Source organism: Kineococcus esterisolvens, from assembly GCF_050871405.1.
In the GTDB taxonomy this organism is placed as follows: domain Bacteria; phylum Actinomycetota; class Actinomycetes; order Actinomycetales; family Kineococcaceae; genus Kineococcus.
The window spans coordinates 1-15550 of record NZ_JBJLRI010000037.1; the positions used below are offsets into that span (position 1 = coordinate 1).

At 76.5% G+C, this 15550-nt stretch carries 17 protein-coding genes; 8 read left to right on the forward strand and 9 right to left on the reverse strand.

Features of this window, described 5'->3' with window-relative positions; translation table 11 throughout:
- Positions 1–137 precede the first annotated feature (137 nt).
- Complete coding sequence (gene cls, locus ACRYR8_RS12585) at positions 138–1616, reverse strand: cardiolipin synthase (protein ID WP_432484888.1); 1479 nt, start codon at positions 1614–1616, stop codon at positions 138–140.
- A 4-nt stretch (positions 1617–1620) separates the two neighbouring features.
- Positions 1621–2268 carry a VOC family protein gene (locus tag ACRYR8_RS12590; protein WP_432484889.1) on the reverse strand — a complete coding sequence of 216 codons (648 nt, stop codon included), beginning with the start codon at positions 2266–2268 and terminating at the stop codon, positions 1621–1623.
- A gap of 102 nt (positions 2269–2370) precedes the next feature.
- Between ACRYR8_RS12590 and ACRYR8_RS12595 the strand changes: the two genes are divergently transcribed.
- From ACRYR8_RS12595 to ACRYR8_RS12615, 5 genes are all read left to right on the forward strand, one after another.
- On the forward strand, positions 2371–4527 hold the full coding sequence (locus ACRYR8_RS12595; RefSeq protein WP_432484890.1) for a RecQ family ATP-dependent DNA helicase: 2157 nt from the start codon (positions 2371–2373) through the stop codon (positions 4525–4527).
- Positions 4528–4635: 108 nt separating this feature from the next.
- A complete protein-coding gene (locus ACRYR8_RS12600) occupies positions 4636–4995 on the forward strand; it encodes a VOC family protein (RefSeq protein WP_432484930.1) in 360 nt (119 codons plus the stop codon).
- Between the two features lie 43 nt (positions 4996–5038).
- The gene (locus ACRYR8_RS12605) at positions 5039–5989 is read left to right on the forward strand and encodes a PfkB family carbohydrate kinase (protein ID WP_432484891.1); all 951 of its coding nucleotides are present in this window, start codon (positions 5039–5041) and stop codon (positions 5987–5989) included.
- 94 nt (positions 5990–6083) lie between these two features.
- Positions 6084–6413 (forward strand): ArsR/SmtB family transcription factor, encoded by a 330-nt coding sequence (locus ACRYR8_RS12610; RefSeq protein WP_432484892.1) that lies wholly within the window; start codon positions 6084–6086, stop codon positions 6411–6413.
- Positions 6410–7351, forward strand: a complete 942-nt coding sequence (locus ACRYR8_RS12615) for a cation diffusion facilitator family transporter (RefSeq protein WP_432484893.1) — start codon at positions 6410–6412, stop codon at positions 7349–7351. The genes ACRYR8_RS12610 and ACRYR8_RS12615 overlap by 4 nt, the downstream gene beginning before the upstream one ends.
- Positions 7352–7380: 29 nt before the next feature.
- Here ACRYR8_RS12615 and ACRYR8_RS12620 read toward each other — a convergent pair whose 3' ends face one another.
- A complete protein-coding gene (locus tag ACRYR8_RS12620) occupies positions 7381–8289 on the reverse strand; it encodes a TIGR03620 family F420-dependent LLM class oxidoreductase (protein ID WP_432484894.1) in 909 nt (302 codons plus the stop codon).
- Positions 8290–8432: 143 nt separating this feature from the next.
- On the opposite strand from ACRYR8_RS12620, the gene ACRYR8_RS12625 reads away from it, so the two are divergent.
- Entirely contained in the window at positions 8433–8786 is a 354-nt protein-coding gene (locus ACRYR8_RS12625) for a DUF3817 domain-containing protein (protein WP_432484895.1), read from the forward strand.
- Positions 8787–8824: 38 nt separating this feature from the next.
- On the opposite strand, the gene ACRYR8_RS12630 is transcribed toward ACRYR8_RS12625, so the two are convergent.
- The 3 genes from ACRYR8_RS12630 to ACRYR8_RS12640 form a co-directional block, all read right to left on the reverse strand.
- Entirely contained in the window at positions 8825–9904 is a 1080-nt protein-coding gene (locus tag ACRYR8_RS12630; RefSeq protein ID WP_432484931.1) for an NAD(P)/FAD-dependent oxidoreductase, read from the reverse strand.
- An 85-nt stretch (positions 9905–9989) separates the two neighbouring features.
- Positions 9990–10574 (reverse strand): NYN domain-containing protein, encoded by a 585-nt coding sequence (locus ACRYR8_RS12635; protein ID WP_432484896.1) that lies wholly within the window; start codon positions 10572–10574, stop codon positions 9990–9992.
- 9 nt (positions 10575–10583) lie between these two features.
- Complete coding sequence (locus tag ACRYR8_RS12640) at positions 10584–11549, reverse strand: helix-turn-helix transcriptional regulator (RefSeq protein ID WP_432484897.1); 966 nt, start codon at positions 11547–11549, stop codon at positions 10584–10586.
- 76 nt (positions 11550–11625) lie between these two features.
- Between ACRYR8_RS12640 and ACRYR8_RS12645 the strand changes: the two genes are divergently transcribed.
- Positions 11626–12162, forward strand: a complete 537-nt coding sequence (locus ACRYR8_RS12645; RefSeq protein ID WP_432484898.1) for a DinB family protein — start codon at positions 11626–11628, stop codon at positions 12160–12162.
- A gap of 37 nt (positions 12163–12199) precedes the next feature.
- Positions 12200–12769 carry a hypothetical protein gene (locus tag ACRYR8_RS12650; protein ID WP_432484899.1) on the forward strand — a complete coding sequence of 190 codons (570 nt, stop codon included), beginning with the start codon at positions 12200–12202 and terminating at the stop codon, positions 12767–12769.
- Positions 12770–12781: 12 nt separating this feature from the next.
- Here ACRYR8_RS12650 and ACRYR8_RS12655 read toward each other — a convergent pair whose 3' ends face one another.
- Genes ACRYR8_RS12655 through ACRYR8_RS12665 form a run of 3 tightly spaced genes read right to left on the reverse strand, consistent with a single transcriptional unit; the run spans position 12782 to position 15508 of the window.
- Positions 12782–13408 carry a hypothetical protein gene (locus ACRYR8_RS12655; RefSeq protein ID WP_432484900.1) on the reverse strand — a complete coding sequence of 209 codons (627 nt, stop codon included), beginning with the start codon at positions 13406–13408 and terminating at the stop codon, positions 12782–12784.
- Positions 13409–13418: 10 nt separating this feature from the next.
- On the reverse strand, positions 13419–14270 hold the full coding sequence (locus ACRYR8_RS12660; protein ID WP_432484901.1) for an NAD-dependent protein deacetylase: 852 nt from the start codon (positions 14268–14270) through the stop codon (positions 13419–13421).
- A complete protein-coding gene (locus ACRYR8_RS12665) occupies positions 14267–15508 on the reverse strand; it encodes an MFS transporter (protein ID WP_432484902.1) in 1242 nt (413 codons plus the stop codon). Before ACRYR8_RS12665 ends, ACRYR8_RS12660 begins: the two co-directional genes overlap by 4 nt.
- Positions 15509–15550: the final 42 nt, after the last annotated feature.

The window sequence follows — 15550 nt, forward strand, 5'->3', positions numbered from 1 at the left end:
GACCAACGCCCCGACACCCACCAGCAAGGGACCGGCCGGTCACCCGTCCGTTCCTCCCCGCCGCGCGGTGTGACCACCACGTTAACGACACCCCACCACCCGGTCAAATCGCAGCCAGGTCGGCCGGGGGCCCGTGATCACTGCAGCGCCGACGTCAGCCGGGCCAGGTTTTCCTTGATCACGTGACCGCGGCCGCGGGCCATCCACTGCTGCAGCGTCAGCTCGGTGCAGCGCTCCCGGTAGCCGTCCTCGACGCGGCGCAGGTCGGCCACGAAGTCGCGCCCGCACACCATGAGGGTCAGCTCCATGTCCAGCAGGAAGGAGCGCATGTCCATGTTGGAGGAGCCGATCACCGCGACGTCCTCGTCCACCGTCATGTGCTTCGCGTGCAGGACGTACGGGGCCGGGTAGCGGTGGATGCGCACGCCGGCCCGCAGCAGGTTCTCGTAGTACGAGCACTCCGCGTAGTGCACCAGGGCCTGGTCGCCGTGCTCGGAGACGAACAGCTCGACCTCGACGCCGCGCTCGGCGGCCGTGGTGATCGCGTTGAGCATCGACTCGTCGGGGACGAAGTAGGGGCTCGTGATGGAGATGCGCCGCTGCGCCGAGTAGAGCAGCGCGTTGAACAGCTTGAGGTTGTTCTCCCCCTCGAAGCCCGGGCCGCTGGGCACCACCTGGCACTCCAGCCGGCCGGGTGTCTTCCCCGGCGACACCTCGGGCCGCTCCGACTCCAGCAGCTCGTCCGTCTCCGAGTACCAGTCGGTGGTGAAGATGGCGTCCACCCCCGAGACCACCGGGCCCTCCAGTCGCACCATGAGGTCCTGCCACTGCAGGCCGCGGCGGATGTTGGCCCGCTTGTTGTAGCTGCGGTCCAGGACGTTCTGCGAGCCGATCCAGGCGACGTCGCCGTCCACCACCAGCAGCTTGCGGTGGTTGCGCAGGTCCGGGCGCTGGTACTTCAGCTTGTGCAGCTGCACCGGCAGCATGGGGTGCCACTCGATGCCGGCCCCCTCCAGGAAGCGGATCGTGCGGCGGTAGCCGGGGTAGCGGATGGCGCCCAGGTGGTCCAGGAGCACCCGGACGCGCACCCCCCGCTGCGCCGCCCGCCGCAGCGCCTCGAAGAACGGCGCGCTCGTCGGGTCCAGGGTCATGATGTAGAACTCGACGTGGACGTAGGTGGCGGCGGTGTCCACCGTGCGGGCCATGGCCCGGATCGACTCGTCGTACTCCCCGAACAGCTCGGCGGTGTTGCCCCCCACCAGTGACATCGAGCCCAGGTTGCGGTTCAGCTCCACGATCCCGGGCAGCCACGGCGGCCACGACGCACAGGTGCTCACCTGGTCCAGGCCGCGCGTTGAGTCGAGGATCAGCTGGTTGATCTCGCGCTGCTTGCGCCGCCGTGCCCGCGGCAGCTTCGGGTTGCCGATGAGCAGGAACGCCAGCACCCCGAGGTAGGGGATGAAGAAGATCGCCAGCAGCCAGGCGAGCGCCGAGCTGGGGCGCCTGTTGACCGGCACGACGGCGATGGCGGTGAGCCGGACCACGAGGTCCACGACGAGCAGGGCGACGGCCGACGCCGTCAGCGAGGGTGCCCAGTCGGGCAACGGGTCGAGCACGGGGTCAGACCTGGACGACGCCGCGGGACGTCTCGAACGTCACCGCGCGCAGCCCGGGCTGGCCGTCCGAGTCCGCGTCGAGCCACGTGAAGGCGATCCGCCCGCTGACGAACTCCGGCGGCAGGCCCATCCAGGTCCGCACGCGGTCGGGATCGCCCGCGATCGTCAACCCGGCCAGGCGGGTGCCACCCGCCAGGGCGATCGCGGAGGGGTGCTGCGTGAGGGGCCCCGCCCACTCGATGAGCAGGGGCAGCTGGGGGTCCTCGCGCAGGCCCGGGGCGCCGATCTGGCGCCAGCGCAGCTCCACGCCGTCGGGCCGGCGGCGCACGCCCTGCTCGGCCGCCTCGCCCAGGCGCTGCTCGTACGCCGCCAGGTCGTCCACGGTGACCGCCCAGGTGAACCAACCGCCGCCGGCCTCGGAGCGGGTCCGCACCGCCTGTCCGAAGACGGCCTTCTCCGCGACGGGGTGGTCCAGGACCTCCACGACCTCGACGTAGGCGCCCTCGGACAGCGGCAGGACGACGTTCCGGGTGCCGAAGCGCGGGTGAGGGCCGCCGTCGACGACGCGGACGCCCAGCAGGGAGGCGAGCCGCCGGGCGGTGGCCTGCAGGCCTTCGGGACCGGCGGCGTAGCCGACGTGGTCGACGCGCATGTCCACAGCCTCTCAGGCCCCCGGCCGCCCCGTGGCACAGGTACCCGCTGCCCGGCGGCTCGGGGGCGCCCCGTGTCGGAGGGGGCTGGCAGCATCCTGCTCGTGCCGGCACCCACCTCGTCCCCCACCGTCCCCGACGCCGCGCAGGGCGCGAGCGCGCTGCGCGCGGAGGCCGAGGAGGTGCTGCGCCGCCTCGTCGGCGACCCCTCCGCGCAGCTGCGCGAGGACCAGTGGACCGCGATCGAGGCGCTCGTCGCCGACCGCCGTCGCGCGCTGGTGGTGCAGCGCACCGGCTGGGGCAAGTCGGCGGTGTACTTCGTGGCCACCGCGCTGCTGCGGGCCCGCGGGGCCGGGCCCACGGTGATCGTGTCGCCGCTGCTGGCGCTCATGCGCAACCAGATCGCCGCAGCCGAGCGGGCCGGTGTGCGTGCCGTGACGGTGAACTCCACCAACGCCGAGGAGTGGGGGCGCGTCTACGAGGACGTGCGCGCCGGCGCCGTCGACGTGCTCCTCGTCTCCCCCGAGCGCCTGAACAACCCCGGCTTCCGCGACGAGGTGCTGCCGCCGCTGGCCGCCACCACCGGCCTGCTGGTCGTGGACGAGGCGCACTGCGTGTCCGACTGGGGTCACGACTTCCGACCCGACTACCGCCGCATCCGCACGCTGCTGGCGGACCTGCCGGCGGGCATCCCCGTGCTGGCGACCACGGCCACCGCCAACGAGCGCGTCACCGCCGACGTCGCCGAGCAGCTGTCGGTGACGGGCACCCGCACGCTGGAGGACGTCCTCGTGCTGCGCGGGTCGCTGGACCGGGAGTCGCTGCGGCTGGCCGTGCTGCGCCTGCCCAGCCACGCGCACCGCCTGGCGTGGCTGGTGCAGCACCTGCCGCAGCTGCCCGGCTCGGGCATCGTGTACGTGCTCACCGTCTCCGCGGCCGCGGACGTCGCCGGGCACCTGCGCGCGCACGGCGTCGAGGCCGTCGCGTACACCGGGCAGACCGACCCGGCCGAGCGGCTGCAGGCCGAGGACGACCTCGTGCACGACCGGATCAAGGTGCTCGTGGCGACCAGCGCGCTGGGCATGGGCTTCGACAAGCCCGACCTGGGGTTCGTCGTGCACCTGGGGGCCCCGTCCTCGCCCATCGCCTACTACCAGCAGGTCGGCCGCGCCGGGCGCGGCATCGACAGCGCCGAGGTGGTCCTGCTGCCGGGGGCGGAGGACCGCGACGTGTGGCGGCACTTCGCCTCGATCGGCTTCCCCGGCGAGGAGGACGTGCGCCGGGCGCTGGACGCGCTCGCCGAGGCCGGCGGGACCCTGTCCACCCCGGCGCTGGAGGCGCGGGTGGCGCTGCGGCGCAACCGCCTGGAGATGATGCTCAAGGTCCTGGACGTGGACGGCGCGGTGCGCCGCGTGCGCGGGGGCTGGGAGGCCACCGGCCGGCCGTGGAGCTACGACGCCGAGCGCTACGAGCGCGTCGCGCGGGCTCGCGAGGTCGAGCAGCGGGCGATGCTGGACTACCAGGCCACCGAGGGGTGCCGGCTGGAGTTCCTGCGCCGGGCCCTGGACGACCCGGAAGCCGCCCCCTGCGGACGCTGCGACAACTGCGGCGGCTTCGACGTCCCCCGCGACGTGGACGAGGACGCGGTCCGGCAGGCCGGCACCGACCTGACCCGGCCCGGCGTGCCGTTGGAGCCGAAGAAGCAGTGGCCCAGCGGCATGGCGGCCCTGGGCGTGCCGCTGACGGGGAAGATCGCGCCCGCCGAGCGAGCCGGCGAGGGGAGGTCGGTGGCGCGCACCACCGACCTCGGGTGGGGCGCGGCCGTGCGCGAGCTGTTCGCCGCCACCTCCCCCGACCAGGAGACGCCGGTGCCGCTGCGGCGCGCGGCCGCCGCGGTGCTGGACGACTGGGCGCGCGAGCTGGGGCTGGACGGCGTCGTGGCGATGTGCTCGGCGTCGCGGCCGCAGCTGGTCGCCCACCTCGCCGAAGGGCTGTCGCGCTACACGGGGCTGCCGCTGCTGGCGACGTTCGTGCTGCGGCCCGACGCCGGCCCCACCCGCAGCGACGTGAACTCCCCGCACCGGCTGGCGCAGGTCGCCGACCGGTTCCGGCTGCCGCCGGACGCGGCCGTCGAGGGGCGCACCGTGCTGCTGGTCGACGACCGCACCCGCACGGGGTGGACGCTGGCCGTCGCCGCCCGCGAGCTGCGCCGAGCCGGTGCCGCGCAGGTGCACCCCTTCGTGCTCGCCGACGGCGAGTGAGGACGTGAGGTGCGGCGGAGGACCGACCACCCGACGAGGAGGCAGGGGGACGCGGTGAGCGGGACGACCGGGACGACGACCGCGGGACGCGCGGCGGTGCGGCTGGGGATGGTGGTGCTGGACACCCCGGACCCGCGGGGGCTGGCGGAGTTCTACGCGCAGCTGCTCGGCTGGCAGCTGGACCCCGGCGACACCTCCGACGACTGGGTGACGGTGCGCGGCGAGGGCGGAACCGCGCTGGGGTTCCAGCGGGCGCCCGACCTGCCGCGCCCCACCTGGCCCGGAGGTGACGTGCAGCAGCAGTTGCACCTCGACCTGCACGTGCACGACTACGCCGAGCCGGAGGCTCGGGCCCTCGCCCTGGGTGCCACCGTCCTCGACGCGGGCCGCGACCACCTCGGCTTCCGCGTCTACGCCGACCCCAGCGGCCACCCCTTCTGCCTGTGCCTGGAGGAGCCGCCGGCCTGAGCACGGAGTGCGCGGTGCAGCAGGCGCTGCGACGCTGCGCACCGTGACTCCGCAGCGTGCCGCCACCGGGATCGTCGAGGGCGTCGTGGTCGTCGTGGGCCAGGTGGCGCGCGACCTCGTGCTCGCCGTGGACGGACTGCCCGGCGCGGGCGGCTCCGCCACCGTGCGCGAGCGGCAGGAGGTCCTCGGCGGCAAGGGGGCCAACCAGGCCGTGGCCGTCGCGCAGCTCGGGATGAGCGCCGCGGTCGTCGGGGTGGTCGGCGACGACCCGGCCGGCGAGGCGGTCCTGGCGCAGGCCCGTCGCGACGGGCTGGACGTCCGGGCCGTCGTGCGGCGCGCGGGCGCGACCACGGCGCTGCTGGTGGACGTCGTCGCCGGCGGTGAGCGCCGCCTGCTGGAGGCCGTGCCGGACGAGGTGCTGCTGACCGCCGCCGACGTGCAGGCCGCCTCCGGGCTCCTGCGGCGCTCGGCCGCCGTGCTCGTGCAGCTCCAGCAACCGGGGACGGCGGTCTCGGCGGCGCTGACGATCGCCCGCGACGCCGGGCGCTTCGTCGTCGTCGACGGAGCGGCGCGCGAGGAGGGGCTGCGCGAGCAGGTGCTCGCCACGGCGACGGTGCTGCGCGCCGACGCCCGGGAGGCGGAACTGCTCCTGGGCCGGGAACTGGACGGTCCGGACGCCGTGCTGGCCGGGGCCCGCGAGCTCGTCGGGCGCGGACCGCGGCTCGTGGTGCTGGAGGCGGGACCCGCCGGCAACGCCGCGGCCTGGGAGGGCGGCGGTGAGCTCGTGCCGCTGACCGGGGTGGACGTCGCGGACCCCACCGGGGGTGGTGACTCCTTCACCGCGGCGCTGGCGGTGGCGCTGCTGCGCGGGGAGGACGTCGAACGGGCCGTGCGGTGGGCGACGGCCGCGGCCGGCTCGACGGTGCAGCGCCTGGGTGGCCGCCCGGCGCTGTCGGTCGACGAACTCGACGAGCAGGCCGACCGGCTGGGCTGACCGGCTGGGCCGCGCCGGGCCTGCACGGCCGCCCGATCCGCGCCCGGGCACCGGCCGCCGACATCGGTACACCCCGGCGTGTACCGTCGGGGAGGTGACCAGCACCCCCGCGGACGTCCTCGCCCGCTTCGGGCACGCGCTGTCCGACCCGACCCGGGCACGGCTGCTGCTCGCCCTGCGCGAGGCCCCCGGTTACCCCGCCGAGCTCGCCGCGACCCTCGGGGTGTCGCGGCAGAGCCTGTCCAACCACCTGGCGTGCCTGCGCGGCTGCGGGCTGGTCGTCTCCGAGCCGGAGGGACGCCGGGTCCGCTACGAACTGGCCGACCCCCGCCTGCGGCACGCCCTCGGCGACCTGGTCGGGGTGGTCCTCGCCGTCGAGGGGTCGCTGTGCGCCGCGCCCGACCCGCACGAGGTGGCGCCGTGAGCCCCGCGCACCCCCACGGGCACGGGCACGGCCACGGCCACGGGCACGGCGGGCAGGACCGGCGGCGGCTGGCCGGGGCGCTCGTCATCACGGCCGCGGTCCTCGTCGCCGAGGCCGTCGGCGCGTGGGTGTCCGGCAGCCTCGCCCTGCTCGCCGACGCCGGGCACGTCCTCACCGACGTCGCCGGCCTCGTCATCGCCCTCATCGCCGCCACCCTCGCCACCCGGCCCGCCACCCCCCGGCGCACCTGGGGCTACCGGCGCGCCGAGGTGCTCGCCGCGACGCTGCAGGCCGCAGCGCTCCTGGCCGTCGGCGCGTTCGTCCTCGTCGAGGGCGTGCGGCGCCTGCGGGAACCGCCCGAGGTCGCCTCCACCGCGATGCTCGTCTTCGGCGCCGTCGGCCTGCTGGGCAACCTCGCCGCCCTGGCGCTGCTGCTGCGCGGCGAGGGCGCCGGCAACGTCAACGTCCGCGCGGCCGTGCTGGAGGTCGTCAACGACGCGCTGGGCTCGGTGGCCGTCCTCGTGGCCGCCGCCGTCATCGCCCTCACCGGGTGGACGCGCGCCGACGCCGTCGTATCCATCCTCATCGGGGTGCTCATCGTGCCGCGCACGCTCAAGCTGCTGCGGGAGACCACCAGCGTGCTGCTGGAGGCCGTGCCCCCGGGCCTCGACCTCGACGACGTGCGCCGCCACCTGCTGGAACTGCCGCACGTGCAGGCCGTGCACGACCTGCACGCCAGCCAGATCACCTCCGGCCTGCCGGTGCTGTCCGCGCACGTCGTCCTGGACGACACCTGCTTCCACGACGGGCACGCCCCCGAGATCCTGGACCAGCTGCAGGCGTGCGTGGCCGAGCACTTCCCCGTCGCCGTGGAGCACGCCACGTTCCAGCTGGAGCCCGCCGGGCACGGCGGCCACGAGACCGCCACGCACGACTGACGGCGGCGGCCCGCCCCGGCCGGGCCGCCTCAGCCGAGGAGCGCGCGGGCCAGCTCGCCCCACTGCTCCAGCGGGAAGTCCTGCCCGGACGCGGTGAGCACCTGCACGGCGACCTCGTCGGCGCCGGCGTCCACGTGCCGGGCGATGCCCGCCACGACGGTGGCGGTGTCGCCCCACGGGATCAGCTCGTCGACCAGGCGCTCGCTGCCTCCGTCGGCGAAGTCCTCGTCGTCGTAGCCGAAGCGGCGCAGGTTGTTCGTGTAGTTCGGCAGCGCCAGGTACCCGGTGGCGTAGCGGCGGGCGACCGCGCGGGCCTTCGCCGGGTCCTCCTCCAGGACGACCGCGACCTCCGGTGCCAGCAGCACCCCCCGCCCCAGCACCCCGCGCGCGAACGTCGTGTGCGCGGGGGTCGTGAAGTACGGGTGCGCCCCCAGGGAGCGGTCGCGCGCCAGGCGCAGCATCCGCGGGCCCAGCGCGGCCAGCGCCCGCCGTTCGCGCGGCACGCCCCCGCCGGCGTCCAGCGCGTCGAGGTGCTCCACGGTGCGCGAGTACGGCTTCGCGTAGTCCTGGCCGGAACCCTCCACGACCACGGCGTGGCTGTTGCCCAGCCCCAGCAGGAACCGGCCCGGGTGGCGGCGCTCCAGGTCGGCGAAGCCCTCCCGCGTCTGCTCGGGGGTGGCCGCGTAGACGCTGACGATGCCGCTGGCCACGCCGATCTCCTCGGTGGCGTCCAGCAGCTCGCCGAAGACCGGGTGCAGGCCCGGGTCGAAACCGCCGGACAGCCAGATGCGGGAGTACCCCAGGGCCTCCACCTCGCGGGCCGCCTCGCGGGCCTCGTCGCGGCGGGCGGGGTCGGCCCAGGGGGCACCGCCCCACAGGCTGATGCGGGCCCGGGCGGCGGGCACGGTGCTGTCGGGGGGCAGGGGGAGGTCCGTCACGCCCTCACGCTAGGCAGGCGCCCGGCGGACCGCACCCCGCGCGGGGAGGGGCCGGGGTGACCGATGCCACGGCCGGGGTGGCACCGGCACCTCCTACGACGCGTCAGACTTGAGCGACGACCCCGTCGCCGAGGAGGAGACCCGTGCCCGTCGCCGCCCGCTGGTTCCGCGTCATCGCGTTCGTGGAGGCGGTGTCGTGGACCGCCCTGCTGATCGCGATGTTCCTCAAGCGCGTCGTCGACGCGCCGCACGAGGGTGGGGTCCCCGTCGTCGGGATGGTCCACGGCGTCGGGTTCGTCGTGTACCTGGCCTCGACCGCGTGGGCCGGCCTGGTGCTGAAGTGGCGCTGGTGGGTCGTGCTGATCGGCCTCGCCGCCGGTGTCCCGCCGTTCGGCACCGTCGTGTTCGAGCGCTGGGTGCAGCGCACCGGCCGCCTCGGCGTCCCCGCGCGATCGCGGCGCACGACCCCCGCGGCCGCCGCCCCCTCGAAGGGCTGACCGCCCCCCACCCCCCCCCCCGGCCGCCGGGGCGCCCCTCAGAGCCCGTGGACCCGCCCGCCCGGGACGCGCCGGGCGGCGTCCGCCTCCGAACGGGGGGCGAACACCCCGGCGGGCCCGGTGGACCCGGTGCCCGCCGACGCGCGGGCACGGCGGGCCGCGACGGCGCGCGCGGCGTCCTCGGTGACGAGGTCGGCGTTCAGGGCCGCGCCCGCGGTGACACCGGCCGCGGCCGAGGAGCCCACCTGGGCCATCGGGTCGGCGACGTTGCCCGCGACCCGCAGCCCCGGCACGTCCGTGGCCCCGGCGGGCCCGGCCGGCAGTGCGCTGCCCGCGACCGTCCCCATCACCTCCACCGGCACCGGCTCCAGGCCCAGCCCGGCGAGGAACCCCGCGCGCACGACCGGGCGCGAGGCCACGGCCAGCGCCCGGGCGGGCACCACGTGGCCGCCGGCCAGGACCACGCCGGTGAGGGCGTCACCCTCCACGCGCAGGCCGGCGGCCGGACCCTCGACGACCTCGACGCCCAGCGCGGCGAACTGCTCCCACTGCTCGCCCGACGGCTCGGCGCCGTGCAGGACGACGGTGACGTCGTCGCTGAGCCGGCGCCACAGCAGCGCCTGGTGGAAGGACAGCGGGACGGTGGCCAGGACGGCGATCGGCTGCTCGCGCACCTCCCAGCCGTGGCAGTACGGGCAGTGCACGACGTCGCGGCCCCACCGACCGGCCAGGCCCGGCACGTCGGGCAGCTCGTCGACGGCGCCGGTGGTCACCAGCAGCGCGCGCGAGCGCAGGGCGCGCCCGTCGGCGAGGACGACCTCGAACCGCGCGTCCCCCCGCCCGGCGGGCAGGCGCCGCGCGGAGGCGACCTCGCCGTCCACGACGAGGCCGCCGTAGCCGGCGAGCTCACGCCGCCCGGCCGCCAGCAGCTCGCGCGGGGGGACCCCCTCGCGGCCGAGGACGTTGTGCGCCCCCTCCGCGGGGGCGTTGCGCGGTTCGCCCGCGTCCACCACGACCACCCTGCGGCGCGAGCGCGCCAGCGCCACCGCCCCGCTCAGGCCGGCGGGGCCACCGCCGACGACCACCACGTCCAGACCGTCCCGGACTCCCTGCTCCACCACGTGGACCACCTCCGCCGCGAACGTTCGCCCCGGGGTGGCCGCGGGGTCGAGCGTTCGTGCCGGAACGGCAAGCGGGAGGGGTTCAGAGGTAGCGCAGCGGGTCGAAGTCGGCGAGGGAGATGATCCGCACCCGCGGCAGGACCACGTTGAAGGCGCGGACGTCGTCCTCGAGGTCGTAGACCTTCAGGCCGCGCTCGGACAGGGCGGCGTACTGGTTGTTGACGAACTCGCGGAACGCGAACAGGCCCACGCGGCGGGTGCCGTCCAGCAGGGCGTCGATCTGCGGCAGGAAGTCGCCGTCGTGGCTGGCCAGGAGCACGTCGCCCTCGCGGCCGGCCAGCGCCTCCAGCGTGCGCTGGATGCCGATGTCGACGACCTTCTCCCCCGGCCCGCCGGACAGCGGGATCGGCTGGTAGCCCAGCGCCAGCAGCGCCTGCACGAAGGACATCGGCAGGTACCCGGAGGAGGCGTTGAGGAAGAACAGGCCCTTGGCGGGCTGCTGGTGGGTGGTGCGGGCGAAGTCCAGCAGGCGCTCCCAGCGGGGGCGCTGCTCGGGGGCCGGGCGCCCCTCGAGGATCGACGCCCCCAGGGTGGCGTCGATGTTCTCCCCGTCGACCACGACGTACGTGGTGGTCGGGGACCCGCTGGCGGCCGTCGCGCTCGTCACGCCCCGAGGCTAGCGCCCGGCGGGTGCGGCCCCGCCGGACAGCCGGGCCCCCCAGGCCGCGAGGTGCTCGCGCAGCTCCGGCGGCTGGAGGACCTCGAAGGGGGCACCGGTGCGCAGCAGCGCGAACGCCGCCCAGTCCAGCGACCCCGTCGTCACGCGCAGCTCGCAGCGGTCCGGGCCCGCCTCCTCCACGCGACCCCACCGGCCGACGGACCGGCGGACGACGGCGGCCGGTGCCTGCACGAGGGCACGCACCTCGTGGTGGGGGGAGGCGCCGCTGAAGCGGCGGCGCACGAACTCCGCCGCGTCCCCGCCGGGGACCTCGCGCGGGGCGAACGCGCGCCCGGTGGGCCGCACGTCGCGGACCCGGTCCAGGCGGAAGACCCGCCAGTCGTGGCGGTCCACGTCGTGCGCGAGCAGGTACCAGTGCGGGTCCGTGCGCACGAGCCGGTGCGGGTCGGCGCAGCGCCGCGCCGGGTCGCCGGACGCCCCGGTGTGCTCGAACCCCACGCGCTCGCGGGCCCGGCACGCCTGTGCCAGCGCCGTGAGGACCGCCGGGTCGACGCCGGCGACCGGCTCGCCCCAGCGCACCGGCACGCTCGCCTCCCCCAGCGCGTCGGTGCGGCGGCGCAACCGGGTCGGCAGCACGGCGGTGACCTTCGCCAGCGCCCGCACCGACGCCTCCGCGGTACCGGCCACGGCGCTGTCCGCGGCCGCCTGCAGGCCCACCACCAGGGCGACGGCCTCGTCGTCGTCCAGCACGAGCGGCGGCAGGCTCGCCCCCGGCAGCAGCCGGTACCCGCCCGCGCCGCCGCGGTGCGCCTGCACCGGGTAGCCCAGCTCGCGCAGGCGGTCGACGTCGCGGCGCAGCGTGCGCAGCGACACCTCCAGCCGGGCCGCCAGCTCGGCGCCGGCGACGAGGCGGTGCGACTGCAGCAGGGAGAGCAGCTGCAGGGTGCGGGCGCTGGTGGACACGGGTCCTCCCGGGATCCGCCCGAACTCGTCGGGGAAGCGGTCAGGAACTGGCACCTTCGACCGCGAGTGTGGAGGCATGACCACGACGACGAACACCCCCACCACCGCCTCGACCCCCACCGCGACCCGCGAGGTCGAGGACCTGCTGAGCACCCTGGCGCTGCACCGCGGGTTCCTGCGGTTCACCGTCCGCGACCTCACCGACGAGCAGGCCGCCCGGCGCACCACCGTCAGCGAGCTGTGCCTGGGCGGGCTGGTCAAGCACGTCGCGCTGATGGAGGAGAGCTGGACCGGGTTCATCACCGAGGGGCCGCGAGCCGTCGCCGGCGACGACGAGGGCTCCTGGGCGGACGGGTTCAGCCTGGCGCCCGGTGAGCACCTGGCCGACGTGCTCGAGCGCTACGACGCCGTGGCGCGCCGCACCGAGGAGGTCGTGCGCGCCCTGCCGGACCTGGACGCGGACCGGGAGCTGCCCCCGGCGCCGTGGTTCGAGCCGGGCGCGCGCTGGTCGGCCCGGCGGGTGCTGCTGCACCTGATCGCCGAGACCGCGCAGCACGCCGGGCACGCCGACGTGCTGCGCGAGGCGCTGGACGGGCAGAAGACGATGGGCTGAACGCGTCACCGGGCCCCGGCGCGGGTACCTGCCCGTCATGAGCGGGAAGTCTGCGGAGGACTACGGCGAGGACTACACGGAACCCGAGCTGCGCGAGCGGCTCAAGGAGGGGATCAAGGCCGGCGGCAAGGGCGGCGAGCCGGGGCGGTGGAGCGCGCGCAAGAGCCAGCTGCTCAAGCACGAGTACGAGGAGCACGGCGGCGGGTACCGCCACCCCGGCGAGCGCAGCGGGTCCCAGGAGCACCTGCGGGAGTGGACGGAGCAGGAGTGGCGCACCGCGGACGGACAGGCGGACGCCCGCACCGCCGACGGCACGAAGCGCTACCTGCCGGACGCCGCGTGGGCACTGCTCAGTGAGGAGGAGAGGCGGGCCACCGACGAGCGCAAGCGGCGCGGGGAGGAGCAGCACGTCGCGAACACCGACGCGGCGAAGCACGCCCGCCAGGCCGCCGAGCTCATCGACCTCACCGCCGCCGAAGCGGCGCAGCGGGTGCGGGGCATGGACGACGCCGACGCGCTGGAGCGCGCCGAGCGCGCCGAGCGGGACCTGGGGAAGGGCCGCAAGACGGTCCTGGAGGCGATCGGGAAGCGCCGCGAGCAGCTCTGACCCCCCTGTGGGTCAGGGGGCGGCGTCACCGGGGGCGGGGCGGCGGCGCAGGCCCACCGCGCGCAGCTGCAGGTCCGCCAGGGCGCGCACCGCGGCCGGGTCGCCGCGCCGCCAGGCGAGCACCGGCTCGGGGTGGACGCCCAGGAGCTCCGCGGGCGAGCGGGTGTGCAGCGCCCGCAGCGCCAGCAGCTCCTCACCGCCGGGGGTGCGCAGCAGGCGGCGGGTCTCGTCGGCGCGGCGCTGCCAGCGCCGGCGCGGCACCAGCCGCAGCAGCGTCACCAGCACGACCGGCACCGCCGCGCTCGCCAGGCCCAGCACCGTCGCCAGCTGCGTCACGGCGTCCACCTGCTGCTGACCGGCGGCGGCCAGCGAGGCGGCGCCGTCGGCGGCCCGCTGCAGCGGCCCGGCCAGCTCGTCCCCCACGAGCGGCAGGTCGGCGGCGTTCTCCCCCGCGCCGTCGAGCTGCCGCTCGAGGTCGCGCGCCCCACCGGTGAAGCCCCGGGCAGGGGCGGCCAGCGCGGACACGGCACCGTTCACGGCGCGGCCCAGCAGCACCGAGGCCACCACCAGCACCAGCCACACCGCGTCGGCCGTGACCTGGCGGGCCCGCACCGCGGGCAGGTCCGCGTACCAGCGCACCACGGCCCCCTCAGCGCACGGGGGCCAGCTCGGCGGCCAGCGCCGGCAGCACCTGGCCGAGCGGGGCGTCCACGCGCACGTCCGCCTTGGCGTCGCCGCGGGTGGGGCCGGAGTTCACGATCGCGACGGGGGTGCCGCGCTTGGCGGCGTGCAGCACGAACCGGTAGCCGGACATCACCGTCAGGGACGAGCCCAGCACCAGCAGGCTGCGAGCGGCGTCGACCATCGCGAAGGAGGCCTCCACCCTCTGGCGCGGCACCGTCTCGCCGAAGAACACCACGTCGGCCTTGAGGGCGTCGGCGCCGCAGCGGCGGCACGGGACGGTGCGGAAACCCTCCAGCTGGGCGTCGGTGAGGTCGGCGTCGCCGTCGGGGTTCAGGGCGCGGAACTCCCGCACCCGCTCGTCGAACCCGGGGTTCGCCGCCCGCAGCCGCACCGCCAGCTCGGCGCGGTCGGTGACCTCGGAGCAGTTCAGGCAGACCACGCGGTCGAGGTTGCCGTGGATCTCCACGACGTTGCGGGTGCCGGCGGCCAGGTCCAGGCCGTCGACGTTCTGGGTGATCGTCCCGTCGACCAGGCCCGCGGCCCCCAGGGCGGCCACGGCACGGTGCCCGGCGTTGGGCCGCGCGCGCCGGAAGTGCTCCCAGCCGACGTGGCTGCGCCCCCAGTAGCGCCGCCGGCCCTCCGCGGAGGAGGTGAACTCCTGGTAGGTCATGGGGGTGTGCCGCTGCAGGGACCCGTCGGGGCCGCGGTAGTCGGGGATGCCGGAGTCGGTGGACATGCCCGCCCCGGCCAGGACGACCGCGCCGCCGCGTCCCACCAGGTCCCGCAACCGCCGCAGCTCCTGCCCGCCCCCGCTCACGCGCCCATGCTGCCCGCCGGGCGCCCGGTGCGCAGCACCAGCGCGGCGACGACCGCGGCGGCGCCGGCCAGGGCCACCACCCCGGCCACCACGGCCCCCCACCCGCCGGCGCCCAGGACGAGCCCGCCGAGCCAGCCGACGACGCTGGAGCCGGCGTAGTAGGCGAACGTGTACAGCGCGGAGGCCTGCGCCCGCACGCCCGGCCGCGCCCTGGCCCCCACCCACCCGCTGGCCACGGCGTGGGCGGCGAAGAACCCGCCCGTGAGCAGGACCAGGCCGGCGCCGACGACCGGCAGCGAGTGCGACAGCGTCAGCAGGCAGCCGGCGGCGAACGCGCCGGTGGCGGTCAGCAGCACCGGCAGCCGACCGCGCGAGGCCAGGCGCCCCGCCAGCGCGGAGGAGGCGGTGCCGGCCAGGTAGACGACGAACAGCAGACCCACGACCGTCTGCGACAGCGAGAACGGCGGCGCGAGCAGCCGGAAGCCCACGTAGTTGTAGACGGTCACGAAACCGCCCATGAGGAGCAGGCCCTGCGCGTACAGGACGAGCAGGCCGGGGTCGGTGAGGGCCGCGCGCAGCCGCTGCGCCAGACGGGGGCCGGTCGCGCCGCGGCGCCGGGGGACGAACCCCCGCGCCCGCGGGACCAGCGCGCAGAACGCTGCGGTGGCCAGCGCCCCGAGGACCGCGACGGCCGCCACGCCCCACCGCCAGCCGGCCGGGTCGGCCACCAGGGCGGACGCCACCCGCCCGGCCAGCCCGCCCAGGGAGGTGCCGGCGACGTAGGCGGCGGCGGCGCGGGCCACCTGCCCGGCGGCCAGCTCCTCGGCGAGGTAGGCCATCGCCACGGCGGGCAGCCCGCCCAGGGCGGCGCCCTGCACCGCCCGCAGCGCCAGCAGGGCGCCCAGGCCCGGCGACCACGGCACCGCCAGGCCCAGCGCGGTGGCGAGCAGGACGGAGGCGGCCATCACCGGCACCCGGCCGACGCGGTCGGCCAGCGCGCTCCAGCCCACCACGGACACCGCCAGCGCCCCGGTGGCCACCGACACCCCCAGCGCGGCGTGCGCGGCCGTGACGTCCAGGCCGGTGGCGAGCGCGGGCAGGACCGCCTGCACGGAGTACAGCTGGGCGAAGGTGGCGACGCCGGCGGCGAACAGGGCTGCGACGACGCGGCGGTGCCCGGGGCTGCCGGGGGCGTGCCCGGTGTCCACGACGGTGCCCGGGCGGCTGGTCACGCTCACCGTCCCGACGGTAGGAACGCCCTTCCCATGCGTCCAATGCAT